The following is a 21,157-nucleotide window of genomic DNA, read 5'->3' as shown; positions in this document are numbered from 1 at the left end:
CCGACCATGACGACTTCGAAGCGAGACCGCGCCGCCGCCCTGCCCGCCGACCTGCGCGAGGCCCTGCGCCGGCGGCTGGCCGGCCGGGCCGGCACCGCGCAGGCCGCCGCCGACCGGGCCATCCCGCGCGCCGACCGCAGCCGGCCGCTGCCGCCCTCCTTCGTCCAGCAGCGGCTCTGGTTCCTGGACCGGCTGCGCCCCGGCGACCCGCGCTACAACAGCGCCGTCGCCCTGCGGTTCACCGGCGCGCTGGACCGCGCGGCCCTCGCCGCGGCGCTGACCGCCGTGGTGGCGCGCCACGAGGCGCTGCGCACCACCTTCGCGGAGAGCGACGGCCGGCCGGCGCAGACCGTCCTGCCGGCCGGGCCGGTCGACCTGCCGGTCCGCACACCGGCCGACGGCGAGAGCCTGGACGCCGTCCTGCTCCAGGAGTACTCCCGGCCCTTCGACCTCGCCCGCGGGCCGCTGCTGCGCGCCCTGCTGGTGGCCGAGTCGCCGCACGCCCACGTGCTGCAGCTGACCGCCCACCACATCGTCACCGACGGCTGGTCCATGGGCGTCGTCCTGGACGAACTGTGCACCGCCTACGACGCCCTGGCCCGCGGCGCCGAACCCGGGCTGCCCGAGGTCGCCGCCCAGTACCCCGACTTCGCGGTGTGGCAGCGCGAGCAGCTCTCCGGCGACCGGCTGGAGAAGCAACTCGCCCACTGGAAGGAGAAGCTGGCCGGCGCGGTGCCGCCGGACCTGCCGCTGGACCACCCCCGGCGCGGCGAGGAGGCCGGCCCCGGCGCCCTGCACACCTTCACCGTCCCCGCGCCGCTCACCGCCCGGCTGCGCGAACTCGCCGCCGAACGGCAGGGCACCCTCAACACCGCGCTGGTGGCCGGCACCCAGGCGCTGCTGGCCCGCTGGTCCGGCCAGGAGGACGTCACCGTCGGCTCCCTGATGGCCGGCCGCACCCGCACCGAGCTGGAACGGGCCGTCGGCTGCTTCGTCAACACGGTGGTCCTGCGCACCCGGGTGGCGCCCGACGCCTCCTTCCGCGAGCTGCTCGCGGCCGCCACCGCCACCGGCAACGACGCCCTCGCCCACGGCGACACGCCGTTCGAGCGGATCGTCGAGGCGGTCGGCGCGCCCCGCGAGGCCGGCCGCAACCCGCTGTTCGACGTGCTGGTGCTGCTGCACCCCGCCCCGGCCGCGGCCGGTGACCCGCACGGACTCGCCACCGCCCCGGTCACCGTGCCCCGGCAGGCCGCCACCTTCGACCTCAGCGTGGAGTTCGTCCCCGACGGCGAGGCGCTCACCGGCGTCCTGGAGTACCGGGCCGACCTCTTCGACGCCCCCACCGCCCGCCGGACGGCCGACCAGCTGCTGCGGCTGCTGGAGGGCGCCGCCGCCGAACCGGACCGCCCGCTCGCCACCCTGCCGCTGCTCTCCGCGCGGGAGACCGAGCGGGTCACCCGGGACTGGAACGCCACCGCGCTGCCCGTCGAAGCCGTGAGCCACCCCGAACTGTTCCGCCGCCGGGCCGCCCTCACCCCGCACGCCCTCGCCCTGGTCGCCGGGGAGGAGCGGCTCGACTACGCGACCCTCGACGCCCGCGCCGAACGGCTCGCCCGCCACCTGATCGCCCGCGGCGCCGGCCCCGAACGGCTGGTCGCGCTGCGGCTGCCGCGCACCGCCGACCTGGTGGTGGCCGTCCTCGCGGTCTGGAAGTCCGGCGCCGGCTACCTGCCGCTGGACCCGGCGCTGCCCGAGGAGCGCGTCCAGTACCTGCTTCAGGACGCCCGCCCGGCCCTGCTGCTGGACGAGGAGACCCTGCGCGCCCTGGCGGACACCGACCCCGGTGACCCGGACACCGGCGACGACACCGGCGCCACCGGCCCGCTCGCCCCGCCGGACCTCTCGACCACCGCGTACGTGCTCTACACCTCCGGCTCCACCGGCCGCCCCAAGGGCGTCACCGTCCCGCACCGCGCCCTGGCCCACCTGCTCGCCGCCCACCGGGCCGGCTTCGTCGCCGACGCCGGCGGCGGGCCGCTGAACGTCGCGCTGACCGCCTCCCTCTCCTTCGACACCTCGCTGGAGGGCCTGCTGCTGCTGGCCGACGGCCACCCGCTGCACCTGGTCGACGAGACCACCCGGATGGACCCGGCCGCCTTGGTCGAGTACGTCGTGCGCCACCGGATCGACTTCCTCGACCTCACCCCCTCCTACCTGCGCCAACTGCTGCCCGCCGGGCTGCTCGACGACCCCCGCCACCGCCCCCGGGTACTGATGCTCGGCGGCGAGGCGGTCGCCCCCCGGCTCTGGCGCGAACTCGCCGCCCGCCCCGGGACGGCCGCCTACAACTACTACGGCCCCACCGAGTGCACCGTCGACGCGCTCGCCTGCCGGATCGACGGCGGGGACCGGCCGCTGGTGGGCCGCCCGCTGCCCAACGTCCGCGCCTACGTCCTGGACGGGCGGCTCCGGCCGGTGCCGCCCGGGGTGAGCGGCGAACTCCACCTGGCCGGCGAACAGGTCGCCCGCGGCTACGCCGGCCGCCCCGGCCTGACCGCCGCCCGCTTCACCGCCGACCCGTACGGGCCGCCCGGCAGCCGGATGTACCGCACCGGCGACCTGGCCCGCTGGACCGCCGACGGGCGCCTGGAGTACCTCGGGCGCGCCGACGACCAGGTCAAGGTGCGCGGCCACCGGATCGAACCCGGCGAGATCGAGGCCGCCCTGCTCGACCTGCCGGAGGTCGCCGCGGCCGCCGTGGTCGCCGTCCCCGACGCCCACGGACAGAACCGGCTGGCCGCCTACCTGGTGTTCGCCGACGGCGCCGTCCGCCCCTTCGCCGAACTGCGCGCCGCCCTGCGCCGGGTGCTGCCCGACCACCTGGTGCCGTCCTCCTTCACCGTGCTCGACGCGCTGCCGCTCGGCACCAGCGGCAAGCTCGACCGCCGCGCCCTGCCCGCCCCCGAGACCGAGGCCCGGGAAGGGGAGTTCGTCGCCCCGCGGACCCCGGAGGAGGAGACCCTCGCCGCCATCTGGGCCGAGGTGCTCGGCGTGCCCAGGGTCGGCGTCACCGACAACTTCTTCGAACTCGGCGGCGACTCGATCCTGAGCATCCAGGCCGTCTCCCGGGCCCGCGCCGAAGGCCTGCGGATCGGCTCCCAGGACGTCTTCCGCCACCAGACCGTCGCCGACCTGGCCGCCGCCGCCCGCACCGCCGGCGCCGGGGCCGCCGTCGAGCGGCACCGGGAGGAGGGGCCCGCCCCGCTCACCCCCGTCCAGGAGTGGTTCTTCGCCGCCCACGGTCCGCTGCGCCACTTCACCATGTCGATGCTGCTCGACCTGCCGCACGACCTGGACGAACCGGCCCTGGAACGGGCACTGACCGTCCTGGTGGCCGCCCACCCCGCGCTGCGTACCCGCTTCACCCGCACCGGGGCCGGCTGGCGCCAGGAACCGGTCGCCGACGCCGCGGGACCGCTGACCGCCCTCGACCCGGGCGCGGACCGGACCGCGGCCGCCGAGGCCGCCCGCGCCGAACTGGACCCGGCCACCGGCGCCCTGCTGCGCGCCGTCCTGTTCCGCCCCGCCGACGGGGAGCGGCCCCAGCTCTTCCTGACCGCCCACCACCTCGCCGTGGACAGCGTCTCCTGGCGGGTGCTGCTCGCCGAGCTGCCCGAGGCCTACCGGCGGGCCGCCGCGGGCGCCACCCCCGAGCCCGCGCCCGAGCCCACCGCGTTCACCGACTGGGCCCACCGGCTCGCCGCACTCGTCCGGGCCGGCGGCCTGGACGCCGACCTGCCGTACTGGAGCGCCGAGACCGCCGCCCCCGCCGAGCCGCTGCCCGTCGACCTGCCCGGCACCCCCACGGCCGGCTCGGTGCGCACCCTGCGCAGCCGGCTCGACCGGGCCACCACCGGGGCGCTGCTGCGCAAGGTCCCCGAGGTCTACCGCACCCAGGTCAACGACGTGCTGCTCAGCGCCCTGGGCCGGGCCCTCGCCGACTGGACCGGCACCGGGCGGGTCACCGTCGCCCTGGAGGGCCACGGCCGCGAGGACCTCTTCGACGACCTCGACCTGTCCCGCACCGTCGGCTGGTTCACCACCCAGTACCCCGTCACCCTCGCCCCGGCCGGCCCCGCCGACGCCCCCGACTGGGCCGCCACCCTCAAGCAGGTCAAGGAGCGGCTGCGGGCCGTGCCCCGCCGCGGCCTGGGCTACGAGGCCCTCGCCCGGCTCGGCTCGCCCGCCGAGGGCGCCGGGGCCCTGCGGGACGTCCCGCTGCCGCAGGTCTGCTTCAACTACCACGGCCAGTGGACCGCCCCCGAGGCCGGCGACTTCGCCCCCGCCGGGCCGGCCCCCGGCCCGGACCTCGCCCCGGACGAGCCGCCGGCCCACCTGCTCGACGTCTCCGCCGTGGTCGCCGACGGCGAACTCGAACTCACCTGGCACTACAGCGACGTGGTCCACGAGGCCGACACCGTCCGGCGGCTGGCCGAGGCCGTGACCACCGCCCTGGGCGCCATCGTCGAGCACTGCGCGAGCCCCGGCGCCGGCGGCCGAACCCCCTCCGACTTCCCGCTCGCCGGGCTCGACCAGGAGACGCTGGACCGGCTGGTCGGCGACGGCCGGGACGTGACGGACCTGCTGCCGCTCACCCCGCTCCAGGAGGGCATGCTCTTCCACCGCCTGGTCGGCGGCGAGGACGACGTCTACCTGGACCAGGCCGCCCTGCTGCTGGAGGGCGTCGCCGACCCGCACGCCCTCGCCCTGGCCTGGCAGCGGGTCGCCGACCGCACGCCCGCGCTGCGCACCTCGGTGGTATGGGAGGGCGTCCCCGCCCCGCTCCAGGTGGTGCGCCGGGGCGTCCGGCTGCCGGTGACCCACCTGGACCTGCGGGCCGCCGACCCGGCCGAGCGCGCCGAACGGCTGGCCCGGCTGCGCGCCGAGGACCTCGCCCTCGGCCTGGACATCGCCACCGCCCCGCTCACCCGGCTCACCGTGGTCCGGCTGCCCGAGGCCCGGGTCCAGCTGCTGTGGACCTCCCACCACCTGATCCTGGACGGCTGGAGCCTCGCCCAGGTGCTCACCGACGTGTTCGCCGAGTACGCGGCGCTCACCACCGGCGCGGCGCCCGCCCCGGCGGTGCGCCGGCCCTTCGCCGACTACGTCCACTGGCTCGCCGGGCAGGACGCCGGGGCCGCCCGCGCCCACTGGCGGTCCGTCCTGGACGGCTTCGCCACCGCCACCCCGCTGCCCGCCGACCGGGTGCGGCACGAGGCCCACCGGGCCCGCTCGGCCGGCAGCCACAGCGCCGCCCTGTCCGAGGAGGTCTCCGAGCGGCTCGCCCGCACCGCCCGCCACGCCGGGCTGACCCTGGGCACCGTGGTCCAGGGCGCCTGGGCGCTGCTGCTCTCCCGCTGCAGCGGCGAACCGGACGTACTGTTCGGCACCACCGTCTCCGGCCGGCCCGAGGAACTGCCCGGCGTCGAGTCGATGATCGGCATGTTCATCAACACCCTGCCCACCCGGGTCCGGGTGGACGGCGCCCGCACCGCCGCCCACTGGCTGCGGGAACTCCAGGACGACCAGGCCGAGGCCCGCCGGCACTCGGCGGTCTCGCTCGCCGAACTCACCGGCTACAGCGACGTCCCGTCCGGCAGCGCGCTGTTCGACAGCATCGTCGCCTTCGAGAACTACCCCTTCGACGACGCCCGGGCCGCCGGCACCGGGGTGCGCCTGGCCGAGGTCTCCTCCCGGGACGCCACCAGCTTCCCGCTGGTGCTGCGCGCCTACCAGGGCGGGCAGGTCGGCTTCGACCTCGCCTACGACCCCGGCCTGTTCGACGCGGCGACCGTGCGCGCCCTCGCCGAGCGGCTCTGCCTGCTGCTCACCGAGCTGGCCGCCGGACTGGACCGCCCGCTGCGCGCGCTGGCCTGGACCACCGCCGAGGAGCGGCGCCGGCTGCTGGTCGACTGGAACGGCACCGCGCAGGGCCGGCCCGGGCGCAGCCTGGTCGAGCTCTTCGAGGAGCAGGCCGCCCGCACCCCGGACGCCGAGGCCGTCACCTGCGGCGAGGAGCACGTCGACTACGCCGAGCTGGACGCCCGGGCCGACCGGCTCGCCCACCGGCTGGCCGAGTTCGGCGCCGGCCCCGAGCGGTACGTCGCCCTCGCGCTGCCCCGTACCGCCGAGCTGGTGGTGGCCGTCCTCGCCGTCCTCAAGACCGGCGCGGCCTACCTGCCGCTCGACCCGGCCCTGCCCGCCGAACGCAGAGCCGAACTGCTGCGCGACGCCGCCCCGGTGGCCCTGGTGACCATGGAGGCCCCGGAGACGCGGGAGACCCCGGAGACGCTGGAGGCCCCGGACGGGCCGACCGGCGTCGACGTGCCCGTCCTCGCCCTGGCCGACCCCGGGGTGCGCGCCGACCTGGCCCGGCGCCCGGCCGGCCCGCTCGGCCCGCGGGGAGGCCCCGGCCACCGCCCGCTGCCCGAAAGCCCCGCCTACGCCATCTACACCTCCGGCTCCACCGGCCGCCCCAAGGGCGTCGTGGTGCCGCACGCCAACGTGGTACGGCTCTTCGAGCGGACCCGGGAGCTGTTCGGCTTCGGCGCCGAGGACGTCTGGACGCTCTTCCACTCCTACACCTTCGACTTCTCGGTCTGGGAGCTGTGGGGCCCGCTGCTGCACGGCGGCCGGCTGGTGGTGGTGCCCGAGGACACCGCCCGCTCCCCGGAGGACTTCCTGCGGCTGCTCGCCGACGAGCGGGTCACCGTCCTCAACCAGACCCCGTCCGCCTTCCACCAGCTGGCCCGCGCCGACGCCCGGCTCCCGGAGGTCTCCGCCCGGCTGGCGCTGCGCACGGTGGTCTTCGGCGGCGAGGCGCTGGACGTCACCCGGCTCGCCGACTGGTACCGGCGCCACCCCGAGGACGCGCCGCGCCTGGTGAACATGTACGGCATCACCGAGACCACCGTGCACGTCACCCACACCGCGCTGGACCTCGCCACCGCCACCGCCGGCGGCCCCGGCCCGATCGGCACCGGCATCGCCGACCTGCGGCTGTACGTGCTCGACGACGACCTGGCCCCGCTGCCCCCGGGCGCGGTCGGCGAACTGTACGTGGCGGGCGAGGGGTTGGCCCGCGGCTACCTCAACCGGCCCGGGCTGACCGCCGGCCGCTTCCTCGCCGACCCGTTCGGCGCCCCCGGCACCCGGATGTACCGCACCGGCGACCGGGCCCGCTGGCAGGCCGACGGCACCCTGCGCTACCTGGGCCGCGCCGACCAGCAGGTCAAGATCCGCGGCTACCGGATCGAACCCGGCGAGATCGAGGCCGCCCTCCAGACCCACCCCGGCGTGGGCCTGGCCACCGTCGGCGTCCACGAGGACGCCGCCGGCACCCGCCGGCTGGTCGCCCACGTCGTCGGCGCGGACCCGCTGCGGCCCCCGGGCGCCGCCGAGCTGCGCGCCCACCTGGAACGGCTGCTGCCCGCCTACCTGGTGCCCGCCGCCTACGTGCCGCTGACCGCCCTGCCGCTCACCCCCAACGGCAAGCTCGACCGGCGCGCCCTGCCGGCGCCCGGACCGGACGGCTACGCCGCCGGCCGCGAGCGCACCGCCCCCCGCACCCCCGCCGAGCGGCTGGTCGCCCGGGCCTGGACGGAGGTCCTGGACGCCGGCCCGATCGGCGCCGAGGACGACTTCTTCGCCCTCGGCGGCGACTCCATCCTCGCCGTGCGGGTCACCGCCCGGCTGCGCGCCGCCTTCGGCTCCGCCGACCTCTCGCCCCGGCTGCTGTTCACCCACCCCGTGCTCGCCGACCTCGCCGGGGCGCTCGGCGAGCCGGGCCCGGGCGCCGCGCGGACCGCCGTCCCGGCCGTCGTTCCCGCCGCCGACCCGGGCAGCGAACCGCCGCTCTCCTACGCCCAGCAGCGGCTCTGGTTCCTCGACCGCTTCGAGCCCGGCAGCACCGAGTACACCTCGCTGTCCGTCCTGCGGCTGCGCGGCACCCTCGACCGGGCCGTGCTCGGCGGCGCCCTGGACGCCCTGGTCGAGCGGCACGAGGCACTGCGGACCACCTACGCCGAACGGGACGGCCGGGCCCGGCAGGTGGTGCGTCCGCCGTACCACGTGGAACTGCCCCGCGAGGACGTCCCGCCGGCCGGTCTGGACGCCCGCCTGGAGCGGATCGCCGCCACCCCCTTCGACCTCGAAGCCGGCCCGGTGCTGCGCGCCCGCCTGCTGCGCACCGCCGCCGACGAGCACGTCCTCGCCCTGGCGGTGCACCACATCGCCACCGACGGCTGGTCGATGGGCGTGCTCGGCCGCGACCTCGGCGAGCTGTACGCCGCCGCCCTCGAAGGCCGCCGCCCGCGGCTGCCCGAGCCGCCCGTCCGGTACACCGACTACGCGGCCTGGCAGCGCACCCGCACCGCCGCCGCCGAGGCCGACCTCGACCACTGGCGCCGGACCCTGGACGGCCTGGCCCCGCTGGAGCTGCCCACCGACCGGCCGCGCCCGGCGGTGCGCACCCGGGAGGGCGCGCTGGTCACCTTCACCCTGCCCGCCGAGCTGACCGCCCGGCTGCGCGAGCGCGGCCGGGCGGCCGACGGCACCCTCTACACCGTCCTGCTGGCCGCCTGCCAGGTGCTGCTGGCCCGCTGGACCGGGCAGACGGACATCGCCGTCGGCACCGTCACCTCCGGCCGCGAACAGGGCGAACTCCACGACGTGGTCGGCATGTTCGTCAACACCCTGGTGCTGCGCGGCGACATCCGCCCCGAGCTGTCCTTCCACGAGCTGCTGACCGCCGCGCAGGCCACCGTCCTGGACGCCATGGCCCACCAGGAGGTGCCCTTCGAACGGCTGGTGGACGTCCTCCAGCCGGAGCGCGACACCAGCCGCACCCCGCTGTTCCAGGTGATGGTGGCGCTGCACAACCTCGGCGCCGAGGCGCCCCGGCTGCCCGGCCTGACGGTGGAACCCCTCACGCCGCCCGTCCGCAACGCCACCTTCGACCTCTCCTTCGACTTCGCCGAGCACGACGGCGGCCTGACCGGCTACCTGGAGTACAGCACCGGGCTCTTCGACGCCCGCACCGCCCGGCAGCTCGCCGACCGGCTGACCACCCTGCTGGCGGCCGCCGCCGACGCGCCCGACACGGCCGTCGGGGCGCTGCCGCTGATGACCGGGCAGGAGCGGGAGCGGGTCCTGCGGCAGGGGCGCGGCGAGCCGCTGCCCGGGCCCGACACCACCTTCACCGCCCTGTTCGAGGAGCAGGCCGCCCGCACCCCGGACGCCACCGCGCTGGTCGCCCGCGACGCCACCCTGGACTTCGCCGCGCTCAACACCCGGGCCAACCGCCTCGCCCGCCACCTGGCCGCCCTCGGCGCCGGCCCGGAGCAGGTGGTCGCCGTCCGGCTGCCGCGCACCTCCGACCTGCTGGTGGCGCTGTTCGCGGTGCTCAAGGCCGGCGCCGTCCTCCAGTTCGTCGACCCGGACCTGCCCGAGGAGCGGGCCGCCCTGCTGCTCGACGACACCCGGCCGCGCACGGTACTGACCGAGCACACCCTGCGGGAGGTGCCGTGGGAGGCCCTGCCCGGCCACGACCTCACCGACGCCGAACGGACCGCCCCGCTGCTGCCCGGGCACGCCGCCTACCTGATCCACACCTCCGGCTCCACCGGCCGTCCCAAGGGCGTGGTCGTCGAGCACCGCCAGCTGGTCAACCTCTGCCGCGACCACCGGGAGGGGATGCTCGCCCCGCACACCGCCGACGGCGGCCGGCTGAAGGTCGCCCTCAGCGCCTCCCTCTCCTTCGACACCAGCTGGGAGGGCCCGCTGCTGCTGGTCTCCGGCCAGGAACTCCACCTGATCGACGAGGACGTCCGGCTGGACCCGCAGGCCTTCCTCGCCCGGATCGTCGACCAGCGGCTCGACGTCGTCAACGTCACCCCCTCCCTGCTGCGCGAACTCACCACCGCCGGACTGTTCGCCCCCGCCCCCCACCACCCCCGGCTGCTGCAGCTCGGCGGCGAGGCGATCCCCGCCGCCACCTGGCGGGACCTGTGCGCGGCCCAGGCCGAGTACGGCATCAGCACCTACAACCTGTACGGGCCCACCGAGTGCACCGTCGACGCCGCCTACGCCCGCTGCGCGGACCACCCCGGGCGCCCGGTGATCGGCCGGCCGGGCCGCGGCGTCACCGCCCACGTGCTCGACGGCGCGCTGCGCCCGGTGCCGCCGGGGATGCCCGGGGAGCTGTACCTGGCCGGGGAACAGGTCGCCCGCGGCTACCTGAACCGGCCCGGGCTGACCGCCGGCCGCTTCCTCGCCGACCCGTTCGGCGCCCCCGGCACCCGGATGTACCGCACCGGCGACCTGGCCCGCTGGGACGCCGAAGGACAGCTGGAGTTCCTCGGCCGGGCCGACGAGCAGGTCAAGATCCGCGGCTTCCGGATCGAGCCCGGCGAGGTGGAGGCCGCCCTGCTGACCCACCCCGACCTCGCGGACTGCGCCGTCGCCGCCCGCGAACAGGGCGGCCGGACCCTGCTGGTCGGCTACCCGGTGCCGGCCGGCGACCGGGTGCCGCCCGCCGAGGAACTGCGGGCCTGGCTGCGCCGCACCCTGCCCGACCACCTGGTGCCCACCGCGTTCGTCCCGCTGGCCCGCGTCCCGCGCACCGTCAGCGGCAAGACCGACCGGCGGGCCCTGCCCGCCCCGCCCGCCCAGCCGGACCGCACCACCCCGTACGTCGCCCCGCGCCCCGGCACCGAGCAGCGGCTCGCCGCGATCTGGGCCGAGGTGCTGGGCGTGGAACGGGTCGGCGCCCGGGACAACTTCTTCGCCCTCGGCGGCGACTCCATCCTCAGCATCCAGATCGTCTCCCGGGCCCGCGCCGCCGGCCTCGGCCTCACCACCAAGGACGTCTTCCGCTACCAGAACGTCGCCGAACTCGCCCTGTGCGCCGGTGAGTCGTCGGTACGGGCGGAGGCGGACGAGGCCGAGCCCGCCGAGGCGCCGCTCACCCCGATCCAGCACTGGTACCTCGACGGCCGCCGGGAGGGCGAGGCGCTGCGCTTCACCATGACCCAGCGGCTGGCCCTGGCCCCGGGCACCGACCCGGCCGCCCTGCGGACCGCGGTGCTCGCCCTGGCGGAGCACCACCCGGCGCTGCGCACCCGCTTCCGCCGGGGCGGAACCGGCTGGCACCAGGAGGTCCTGGAGCAGGCACCGGACGGCGTCTTCACCCACCACCCGGCCACGGCGGAAGCGCAGGTGCAGCGCGCCGCCGACGAGGCGCAGCGCTCCCTCGACCCGGTCGAGGGCCGGATGCTGCGCGCCCTGTTCTTCGACGACGGCGCCGACCGGGCCGGCCAGCTCGTCCTGACGATCCACCACCTGGCCGTCGACGGCGTCTCCTGGCGCATCCTGCTCGCCGACCTCGAAGCGGCCTACCGCGCCGCCCGCACCGGCGCACCCGTCCGGCTGCCCGAGCCGGGCACCTCCTGCACCCGCTGGGCCGCCCGGCTGGAGCGGCACACCCGCTCCGGCGCCCTGGACGGCGACAGCGCGTACTGGACCCGCACCGGCGAGGCCCCGGCCGGGCTGCCCGAGGGGCGGCCCGGCCCCAACACCCACGGCACCGCCGCCACCGTCACCGTCACCCTGGACGAGCGGACCACCGAGGCGCTGCTGCGGCACGTCCCGGAGGTCTACCGCACCCAGGTCAACGACGTCCTGCTCAGCGCGCTGGGCCGCACCCTGGCCCGCTGGTGCGGCCGCGACTCGGTGCTGATCGGGGTGGAGGGCCACGGCCGCGAGGACCTCTTCGCCGACCAGGACCTCTCCCGGACGGTCGGCTGGTTCACCGCCGAGTTCCCGCTCGCCCTGCACGTCGACCCCGGGGCCGGCTGGCACGACACCCTGCGCTCGGTCAAGGAGCAGCTGCGCGCCGTCCCGCTGCGCGGACTCAGCCACGGCGCCCTGCGCCACCTGCACCCGTCCGCCCTGCCGGCCGACGCGGCCGCGCCGCTGATCGGCTTCAACTACCACGGCCAGTGGGACAGCCGCAGCGCCGCCGCCGACGGGCTGCTGCGCGGCTCGCTGCCCCCGGCCGGACGGGACACCGACCCCGACGAGCCCCGCCCCCACCTGCTGGACGTCATCGGGGCGGTCCAGGACGGCCGGCTCGAACTGGGCTGGACCTACCCCGCGGCCCGCTACGACGAGGCCACCGTCCGCGCCCTCGCCGAGCAGACCCTCCAGGCGCTGCGCGAGCTGGCCGAGCACTGCGCGAGCCCCGGCGCCGGCGGCCGCACCCCGTCCGACTTCCCGCTGGCCGGCCTCGACCAGGAGCGGCTGGACACCCTGGTCGGCGACGGCCGCGACACCGAGGACGTGCTGCCGCTCACCCCCCTGCAGTCCGGCATGCTCTTCCACGGCCTGGTCGACGAGGACGGCGCCTACGTGGACCGGATCGCCGTACGGCTGGCCGGCGTCGCCGACCCGGCGGCCTTCGCCGCGGCCTGGCAGCAGGTCGCCGACCGCACCCCGGCGCTGCGCACCTCCGTGCACTGGCGCGGCCTGCCGCACCCCGTCCAGCTGGTCGCGCGCCGAGCCGCCCTGCCCGTCCGCCACCTGGACTGGCGCGCGCTGACGGCCGAACAGCGCGCCCAGGGGACCGAACGGCTGCTCGCCGAGGAGCGGGCCGCCGGGCTGGACCTGGGCACCGCGCCGCTCAGCCGGCTGGCCCTGGCCGCGCTGCCCGGCGAGGAGGTGCTGCTGCTCTGGTCCACCCACCACGTGATCCTGGACGGCTGGAGCACCGGACAGCTGCTCACCGAGGTGTGCGAGGAGTACGCGGCGCTCACCGGCGGACCGCAGGCGCCCCGCCCGGTCCGGCGCCCGTTCGCGGACTTCCTGGCCTGGCTGCGCGAGCAGGACGAACAGGCCGCCGAGGACCACTGGAGCGGCGCCCTGGCCGGGTTCACCGAACGGACCGCGCTGCCCTACGACCGCCGGCCCGCCGGAGCGCACCGGGCCCGGGCCACCGCCGCCGTCCACCGCGCCCTCGACGAGGCGCTCTCCGCCCGGCTGCGGGAGAACGCCGCCGCCGCCGGACTGACCGTCAACACCCTGGTCGAGGGGGCCTGGGCGCTGTTGCTGGCCCGCTACGGCGGCACCGCGGACGTCGTCTTCGGCACCACCGTCTCCGGGCGGCCGGCCGAACTGCCCGGCGTCGAGACGATGATCGGCCTGTTCATCAACACCGTGCCGGCCCGGGTCCGGCCGCCCGCGACCGGCGGCGTGCTGCCCTGGCTGCGGGACCTCCAGGACCGGCAGAGCGACGGCCGCCGCCACGACCACCTGGCGCTGCCCCGGATCCAGGCGCTGAGCGAACTGCCCGCCGGGGAACCGCTGTTCGACAGCATGCTGGTGTTCGAGAACTACCCCGTCGACGAGTCGGCCGCGGACCGCACCGGCGTGCGGGTGGTCGAGGTGCGCGCCGACGACGCCACCACCTTCCCCTGGTGCCTGCGCGCCCACCTCAGCGGGCAGCTCGCCTTCGACCTGGCCTACGACCCCGCCCTGTTCGACGACGGCACCGTCCGGGACGCCGCCGACCGCCTCGCCCTGCTGCTGACCGCCCTCGCCGACGGCCTGGACGGCGACCTCGCCGCGCTGGACCCGCTCACCGCGGCCGACCGCGAACTGCTGGCCGCCTGGCACGCCACCGCCCGCCCGCCGGTGCCGCGCAGCCCGCTGGGGATCTTCGCCGAGCAGGCCCGCCGCACCCCCGACGCCCCCGCCGTGCGCGACGGCGAGCGGGAACTGACGTACCGCGGGCTCGACGACTGGTCCGACCGGCTGGCCGCCCGGCTGCTCGCCGACGGCCTGGCCCCCGAGGACCGGGTGGCACTGGCACTGGACCGCGGCACCGAACTCGTCGTCGCCCAACTGGCCGTCCTCAAGGCGGGCGGCGCCTACCTGCCCGTCGACCTTCGCGCCCCCGAGGAGCGCCGCCGCGCCCTGCTCGACCGGGCCGGCGCCGCCCACCGGCTGACCGCCGAACAGGTCGCCGCCGCACGGACCGGTGAGGCCGCCCCGCACCTTCCGCCCGCCGACCCCGACCGGCTGGCGTACGTGATGTACACCTCCGGCTCCACCGGCGAACCCAAGGCCGTCGCCGTCCGGCACCGCGACGTGGCCTCGCTCGCCACCGACAGCCGCTTCACCGACGGCAGCTGCGCCCGGGTGCTGCTGCACTCGCCGGTCGCCTTCGACGCCGCCACCTTCGAGGTGTGGGCGCCGCTGCTGAACGGCGGCTGCGTGCTCGTCGCCCCCGCCGGTCCGGTGGACGCCGCACTGCTGCGCCGCCTCGCCGGACCGGACGGACCGACGGCGCTGTGGCTCACCGCCGGACTGTTCCGGCTGCTCGCCCAGGACGCGCCGGACTGCTTCACCGGCCTGCGGGCCCTGTGGACCGGCGGCGACGTGGTGCCCGCCGCCGCCGTGCGCCGCGTCCTGGCGGCCTGCCCCGGACTGACCGTCACGGACGGCTACGGCCCCACCGAGACCACCACCTTCGCCACCGCCCACGCCCTCCCGGACGCCGCGGCCGTACCCGACACCGTCCCGATCGGCCGCCCGCTGGACGACCGGCGGGTGCACGTCCTGGACGGCCGGCTGCGGCCCGTCCCGCCGGGCTGCGCGGGCGAGCTCTACCTGGCCGGCGAGGGCCTGGCCCGCGGCTACCTCGGCCGCCCCGGCGCCACCGCCGCCCGCTTCCTCGCCGACCCCTCCGGCCCGCCCGGCGCCCGGATGTACCGCACCGGGGACCTCGCCCGGCGCCGCCCCGACGGCACCGTCGAGTTCCTCGGCCGCGCCGACGACCAGGTGAAGATCCGCGGCTTCCGGGTCGAGCCCGGCGAGGTGGAGGCCGCCCTCGCCGCCCACCCGAAGGTCACCGACGTCGCCGTGGTCGTCCGGGAGGACCGGCCCGGCGCCCGCCGGCTGGTCGCCTACCCGGTCGGCGCCGTCGACCCCGAGGAACTGCGGGCCTTCGCCGCCCGCACCCTGCCCGACTACCTCGTCCCGGCCGCCGTCGTCCCGCTCCCCGCCCTCCCGCTGAGCCGCAACGGCAAGGTCGACCGCGCCGCCCTCCCGGCGCCCGAGGAGCGGCCCGGCCACGGGCGCCGCGCCCGCGTCGAACCGCGCACCGCCGCCGAACACCGCACCGCCGAGGTCTTCGCCGAGGTCCTCGGCATCCGCCCGCCCGGCACGGACGAGGACTTCTTCGCACTGGGCGGCGACTCCATCCTCAGCATCCGGCTCGCCGCCCGCCTCGCCGAGGCCTTCGGCGCCGACCTCGGCCCCCGCGCGGTCTTCGACCACCCCACCCCGGCCGGCCTGGCCCGGCTGCTCACCGAGGCGTCCGGCACCCCGGCCCGCCCGCCCGTCGTCCCGGTGCCCCGCACGGGCGCGGCCCCGATGTCCCACGCCCAGCAACGCCTCTGGTTCCTGGAGGAGTTCACCCCCGGCGTCGCCGAGAACGTCGCGCTCGCGCTGCGGCTGCGCGGCACCCTCGACCCCGGCGCCCTCGGCGCGGCCCTGGACGCCCTGACGGCCCGGCACGAGTCGCTGCGCACCACCTTCGACAGCGTCGACGGCCACGGCGTCCAGCTGGTCAACCCGCCGCACGTCGTCCCGCTGCCGCTGCACGACCTCTCCGGCCGGCCCGCCGACGAACGGCCGCAGGCCCTGCGCGACCTGCTCGCCGCCGAACGCGCCCGCCCCTTCGACCTGCGCCGCGGACCCCTGCTGCGCGCCACCCTGGCCCGGCTGGCCGACCACGAACACGTGCTGGCGCTGACCCTGCACCACATGGTCACCGACGGCTGGTCCACCGGCGTGCTGCTCACCGACCTCGCCCACCTCTACCGTGCCGAACTCGACTCCACGGAAGCCGAGTTGGCGCCACTGCCGGTGCAGTACGCCGACTACGCCCACTGGCAGCGCACCGAAGGGGCCCCCAGCGGGGAACAGCTCGCCTACTGGAAGCGCCAACTGACCGGCGTGGTACCGCCGCGGCTGCCCACCGACCGGCCCCGGCCCGCGGTGCGCACCGCCAACGCCGCCAACGCCGCCACCGTCCGCCTGGAACTGCCCGCCGACACCGCCCGCCGGCTGGCCGAGGTCGGCCGGGAGCGCGGCGCCACCCTGTTCACCACCCTGGTCGCCGCGTCCCAGGCCTACCTGGCCCGGCTCTGCGGGGACACCGACATCACCGTCGGCACCATCACCTCCGGCCGGCACCGGCCCGAGATCCAGCAGCTGGTCGGATTCTTCGTCAACACCCTGGTGCTGCGCTCCCGGGTGGAACCCGGCCAGTCCTTCGACGCCCTCCTCGGCGAGGTGCGGCAGACCGTCCTGGACGCCTTCGCCCACCAGGACGTGCCCTTCGAGAAGGTGGTCGACGAGGTCCAGCCGGTGCGCGACACCAGCCGCAGCCCGCTCTTCCAGGTCCACGTGGTGCTCCAGAACGCGCCGTCCGCCGAACCCGACCTGCCGGGCCTCGACGTGACCGGCATCGAGCCCGACGCCGTACGGACGGCCTTCGAACTGGTGCTGGAGTTCGTCGAGACCGCGAGCGGCGCGCTGCACGGCCTGCTCACCTACAACACCGACCTGTTCGACCCGGCCACCGTCGAGCGGATGGCCGGCCAGCTCGCCACCCTGCTGACCGCCGTCGCCCAGGACCCGGCCCGCGCCGTCGGCGCGCTGCCGCTGGCCGGACCGGACACGCCGCCCGCCGAGACCGGCGGCACCTTCCGCCCGGTGCCCGAAGCCACCCTGCCCGAGCTGTTCGAGCGCCGGGCCGCCGCCACCCCCGACGCACCCGCCCTGCTCGACGGCGAGCGCGAACTCGGCTACGCCGAACTGGACCGGGCCGCCAACCGGCTGGCCCACCACCTCATCCGGCGCGGCGTCGGGCCCGAGCGGCTGGTCGCCCTCGCACTGCCCCGCTCGGCGGCCATGGTGGTCGCCCAGCTCGCCGTCGCCAAGGCCGGCGGCGCCTTCCTCCCGGTCGACCCGGACTACCCGGCGCCCCGGCGCGCGTTCATGATCCGCGACGCCGCCGCCCACCTGGTGCTCGACGACCCGGACGGGGTCTGGACCGCCGAAGGCCCGGACACCGCACCCACCGACGCCGACCGCACCACCGCCCTCACCCCCGCCCACCCGGCCTACGTCATCTACACCTCCGGCTCCACCGGCACCCCCAAGGGCGTCCTGGTGACCCACGCCGGCCTCGCCGTCTTCGCGGCCGCCGCCGCCGAGCAGTACGCCGTCGGCCCCGGCGACCGGGTGCTCCAGTTCGCCTCGCCCAGCTTCGACGCCTCCGTGCTGGAACTGTGCATCTCCCTGCTCTCCGGGGCCGCCCTGGTCACCGGCGAGGAAGGACCGCTGGTCGGCGAACGGCTCGCCGAGGTCCTCGCCGCCCGCCGGATCAGCCACACCCTGATCCCCCCGGCGGCCCTGGCCACCGTGGAACCCGCGACCGCCGCCGCCCTGCCCGACCTGCGCACCCTGGTGGTCGGCGCCGAGGCCTGCCCGGCCGACCTGGTCGACACCTGGGCCCCCGGCCGACGGATGATCAACTCCTACGGCCCGACCGAGGCCACCGTCGTCGCCAGCTGGACCGGCCCGCTCACCCCCGGCACCGGCACCCCCGCGATCGGCCGGCCCAGCGGCGCCACCCGCGCGTACGTCCTGGACACCGCCCTGCGGCCGGTGCCGCCCGGCGTCACCGGGGAGCTCCACCTGGCCGGCCCCGGCCTCGCCCGCGGCTACCTCGGCCGCCCCGGCCTCACCGCCCAGCGCTTCCTGCCCGACCCGTACGGCGCCCCCGGCGACCGGATGTACCGCACCGGGGACCTCGCCCGCCGCGACGCCGACGGCCAACTCCGGTTCGCCGGCCGCGCCGACGAACAGATCAAGCTGCGCGGCTTCCGCATCGAACCCGGGGAGATCGAGAGCGCCCTGCGCCGCAGCCCCCTGGTGCGCGACGCCGTCGTCACCGTCCGCGCCGACGGCCCCGGCGGCGGACGGCTCGTCGGCTACGTCGTCCCGACCGACGCCACCGCGGGCGCGCCAGCCCTCGAACTCCGGCTCCACCTGGCCGAAACCCTGCCGCCCCACCTGGTCCCCGCGGCCTTCGTCCCGCTGGCCGCCCTGCCGCTCACCCCCAACGGCAAACTCGACCGCCGGGCCCTGCCCGACCCCGGGCCCGCCCACGCCACCGCCGGCCCGGGCCGGGCGCCGGAGACCGACCTCGAACGCCGGATCGCCCGGATCTGGGCCGACGTCCTCGGCCTCGACGAGGTCGGCGCCGACGACAACTTCTTCCTGCTCGGCGGCGACTCCATCCTCAGCATGCAGGTGGTGTCCCGGCTGCGCCGCGACGGCCTCCACCTGGCCACCCGGGACCTGTTCAGCCACCAGACCGTGGCCGAACTCGCCACCGTCGTGCGCACCGCCACCGAACGCGCGGACGACGGCCCGGTGACCGGCGGCCTGCCGCTCACCCCCATCCAGGAGTGGTTCCTGACCACCCCGCGCGCCGCCCACCACCACTTCAACCAGTCCACCCTGCTCGAACTCGGCGCCGACCCCGACCCGACGGCACTGCGCGCCGCCCTCGACGCCCTGCTGGAACACCACGACGCGCTGCGCATGCGCTTCACCCGCGACGAGGCCGGCTGGCACCAGTTCAACCCGCCGCCCGCCCCCGCCGAGGACCTCCTGATCCGCTACGACCTGACCGGGCAGAGCGCCGAGGCCGCCGACGCGGCCATGGCCAAGGCCGCCGACGAACTCCACGCCGGCTTCGACCTGGCCCACGGCCCGCTGCTGCGCGCCGCCCTGTTCACCGGCCACCCGGAGCACCCCGCCCTGCTGCTCCTGGTCGCCCACCACCTGGTCGTCGACGCCGTCTCCTGGCGGGTGCTGCGCGACGACCTGGAGAGCGCCCACCGGCAGGCCGTCCGCGGCGGTGCGATCACCCTGGGGGAGCGCGGCACCTCCTTCCGGGACTGGGCGCACCGGCTCGCCGGCCACGTCGCCGACGGCGGCCTGGACCACGAACTCCCGTACTGGGAGGAGGCGGTGAGCGCCCGGACGGCCCTGCCCGGCGGCCCGGCCGACCCGGGCGGCGCCGCGAGTGACGACACCGCCGACGACGATGTCGCGAGCGACGGCGCCGAGAGCGACGGCGCCGAGAGCGTCGCGGTCACCGTCGAACTCGACGAGGCGGACACCGAGTCACTGCTGCGCGCCGCCCCCGCCGCCTACCGCACCCGGGTCAACGACGTGCTGCTCGCCGCGCTCGCCCTCGCCCTGGCCCGCTGGAGCGGACAGCAGCGGATCGCCCTGGACCTGGAGGGACACGGCCGGGAGGACCTGCTGGAGGGCGTCGACCTGTCCCGCACGGTCGGCTGGTTCACCACCGTCCACCCCGTCGCCTTCCACGTCCCCGACCCCGACCGGCCCGATCCGGACCGCGACTGGCGCGCCCTGGTGAAGTCCGTGCGCCGGCAGCTGCGCGCGGTGCCCGGCAACGGCCTGGGCTTCGGCGCCCTGCGCACCTTCGGCACCCCCGAGGTCCGCGAGCGCCTCGCCGCCGGCGGGCACGGCCAGGTCGTCTTCAACTACCTCGGCCAGTGGGACGCCCGGCCCGAGACCGCCGGCGACGGCCTGGTCCGCGCCGAACTCGGCTCCTTCGGCCAGGACCACGACCCCCGGGACGGCGGCTCCCACCCGCTGGAGGTGGTCGGCGCGGCCCAGCACGGCCGCCTCGCCTTCACCTGGCACCACCGGCCCGCCGTGCACGACACCGGGGCCGTCCGCCGGGCGGCCGAGGACTTCGCCGCCGCCCTGCGGCAGATCGCCCGGCACGCCCGGGAAAGCCACTGACCGCACACCACCACCGACACCCGTTCGTCCGACGACAGAGGAGCCCGACATGGACGAGAACACCCGCTACCAGGTGCTGCGCAACGACGAGGAGCAGTACTCCCTCTGGCCCGCCGACCTCGACGTCCCGGCCGGCTGGCAGCCCGTCGGCACCGAGGGCACCGAGGCCGAGTGCACCGCCTACGTCGACGAGGTGTGGACCGACATGCGCCCGAAGAGCCTGCGCGATCGCATGGAGAACGCCGGAGCCTGACCGGCCGCACGGACGGGGCCGCCGGTCGCGCCGCGCCGACCGGCCCCGTCCCGGCCACCGCGCCACCCCACCACCGCGCCACTCGACCACTCCACCACTTCACCGCTGAACGACCGCACCACCGAGCCGCCGCACCATCACGACCCGAGGAGAGCACCATGACCCCTCCGCTGCGCACCGAGCACCTGGACTTCATCCCCTACCGGCCCGAGGACGAGGACGCCTTCGTCTCCCTGCTGCGCAACGCGGACGTGTGCCGCTGGATGGGCCAGGACCTCGTGCCCGATCCGGACATCCGCACGCTGTTCCGCGCGATCCTGACCGACGTCTACCCGCAGAACCTCTTCGACATCTGGGGCCTCTGGCTGGACGGGGCGTACGCGGGCCACGCCGAGGTCAAGCGCACCGGGAACGTCGACGGCCACGAGCTGGTCACCGCGCTCGCCCCGGAGTTCTGGGGCCGCGGCCTGGGCGCCGAGGCGGTGCGCGGCCTGATCCGCTACGCCGGTGACGAGCTGGGCCTCAAGGAGGTCTACGGCATGGTCGGCGCCGAGAACACCCCGAGCCTGACGATGAGCCACCGGCTCGGCTTCCGGCACCTGCGCGACGTCGTCGGCGACGACGGCTCGGTGACGAAGCTGCTGGCCATCTCCACCACCGACGAGGCCTGACCCCTTCCCCGTCCGGGCCCGACCCCTGCCCCGTCCGGAGCAGCGAACCGGCCCCTCCGTCGGTCCCGCCCCGCCCGCCGTCCGCGGAGGCGCACACCGTGCCCGGGACGGACCGCGTCCGCGGAACCGCCGAGTACCCTGCCGGCCGCCCCCGCCGGCTCGGTACCCGGGACCGCGGCAGGGACGGGATACCTCCGCCCGGGTGATGTTGCCGCCCCGCGTGTCCGGCCTTGCGGTGAAGTCAGTGCGCTGC

The 21,157-nt window shown here is 76.9% G+C and carries 3 protein-coding genes; all 3 read left to right on the top strand.

Annotation, left to right across the window (positions count from 1 at the left end):
* The first annotated feature begins 6 nt into the window (after nucleotides 1-6).
* The 3 genes from ACFVHV_RS12525 to ACFVHV_RS12515 all read left to right on the top strand — a co-directional run bounded on the left by ACFVHV_RS12525 (nucleotide 7) and on the right by ACFVHV_RS12515 (nucleotide 20,904).
* Nucleotides 7-19,980: a non-ribosomal peptide synthase/polyketide synthase gene (locus tag ACFVHV_RS12525; RefSeq protein WP_380351049.1), complete on the top strand. Its 19,974-nt coding sequence runs from the start codon at nucleotides 7-9 to the stop codon at nucleotides 19,978-19,980.
* Nucleotides 19,981-20,029: 49 nt separating this feature from the next.
* A complete protein-coding gene (locus ACFVHV_RS12520; protein ID WP_359903885.1) occupies nucleotides 20,030-20,233 on the top strand; it encodes an MbtH family NRPS accessory protein in 204 nt (67 codons plus the stop codon).
* 158 nt (nucleotides 20,234-20,391) lie between these two features.
* Nucleotides 20,392-20,904, top strand: a complete 513-nt coding sequence (locus tag ACFVHV_RS12515) for a GNAT family N-acetyltransferase (protein ID WP_380351046.1) — start codon at nucleotides 20,392-20,394, stop codon at nucleotides 20,902-20,904.
* Nucleotides 20,905-21,157 lie beyond the last annotated feature (253 nt).

The organism is Kitasatospora sp. NPDC127116 (assembly GCF_042677365.1).
Classification (GTDB): domain Bacteria; phylum Actinomycetota; class Actinomycetes; order Streptomycetales; family Streptomycetaceae; genus Kitasatospora; species Kitasatospora lactacystinica.
Note: the sequence above shows the minus strand (reverse complement) of the source record. Positions and strands in the feature narration are given on the sequence as shown.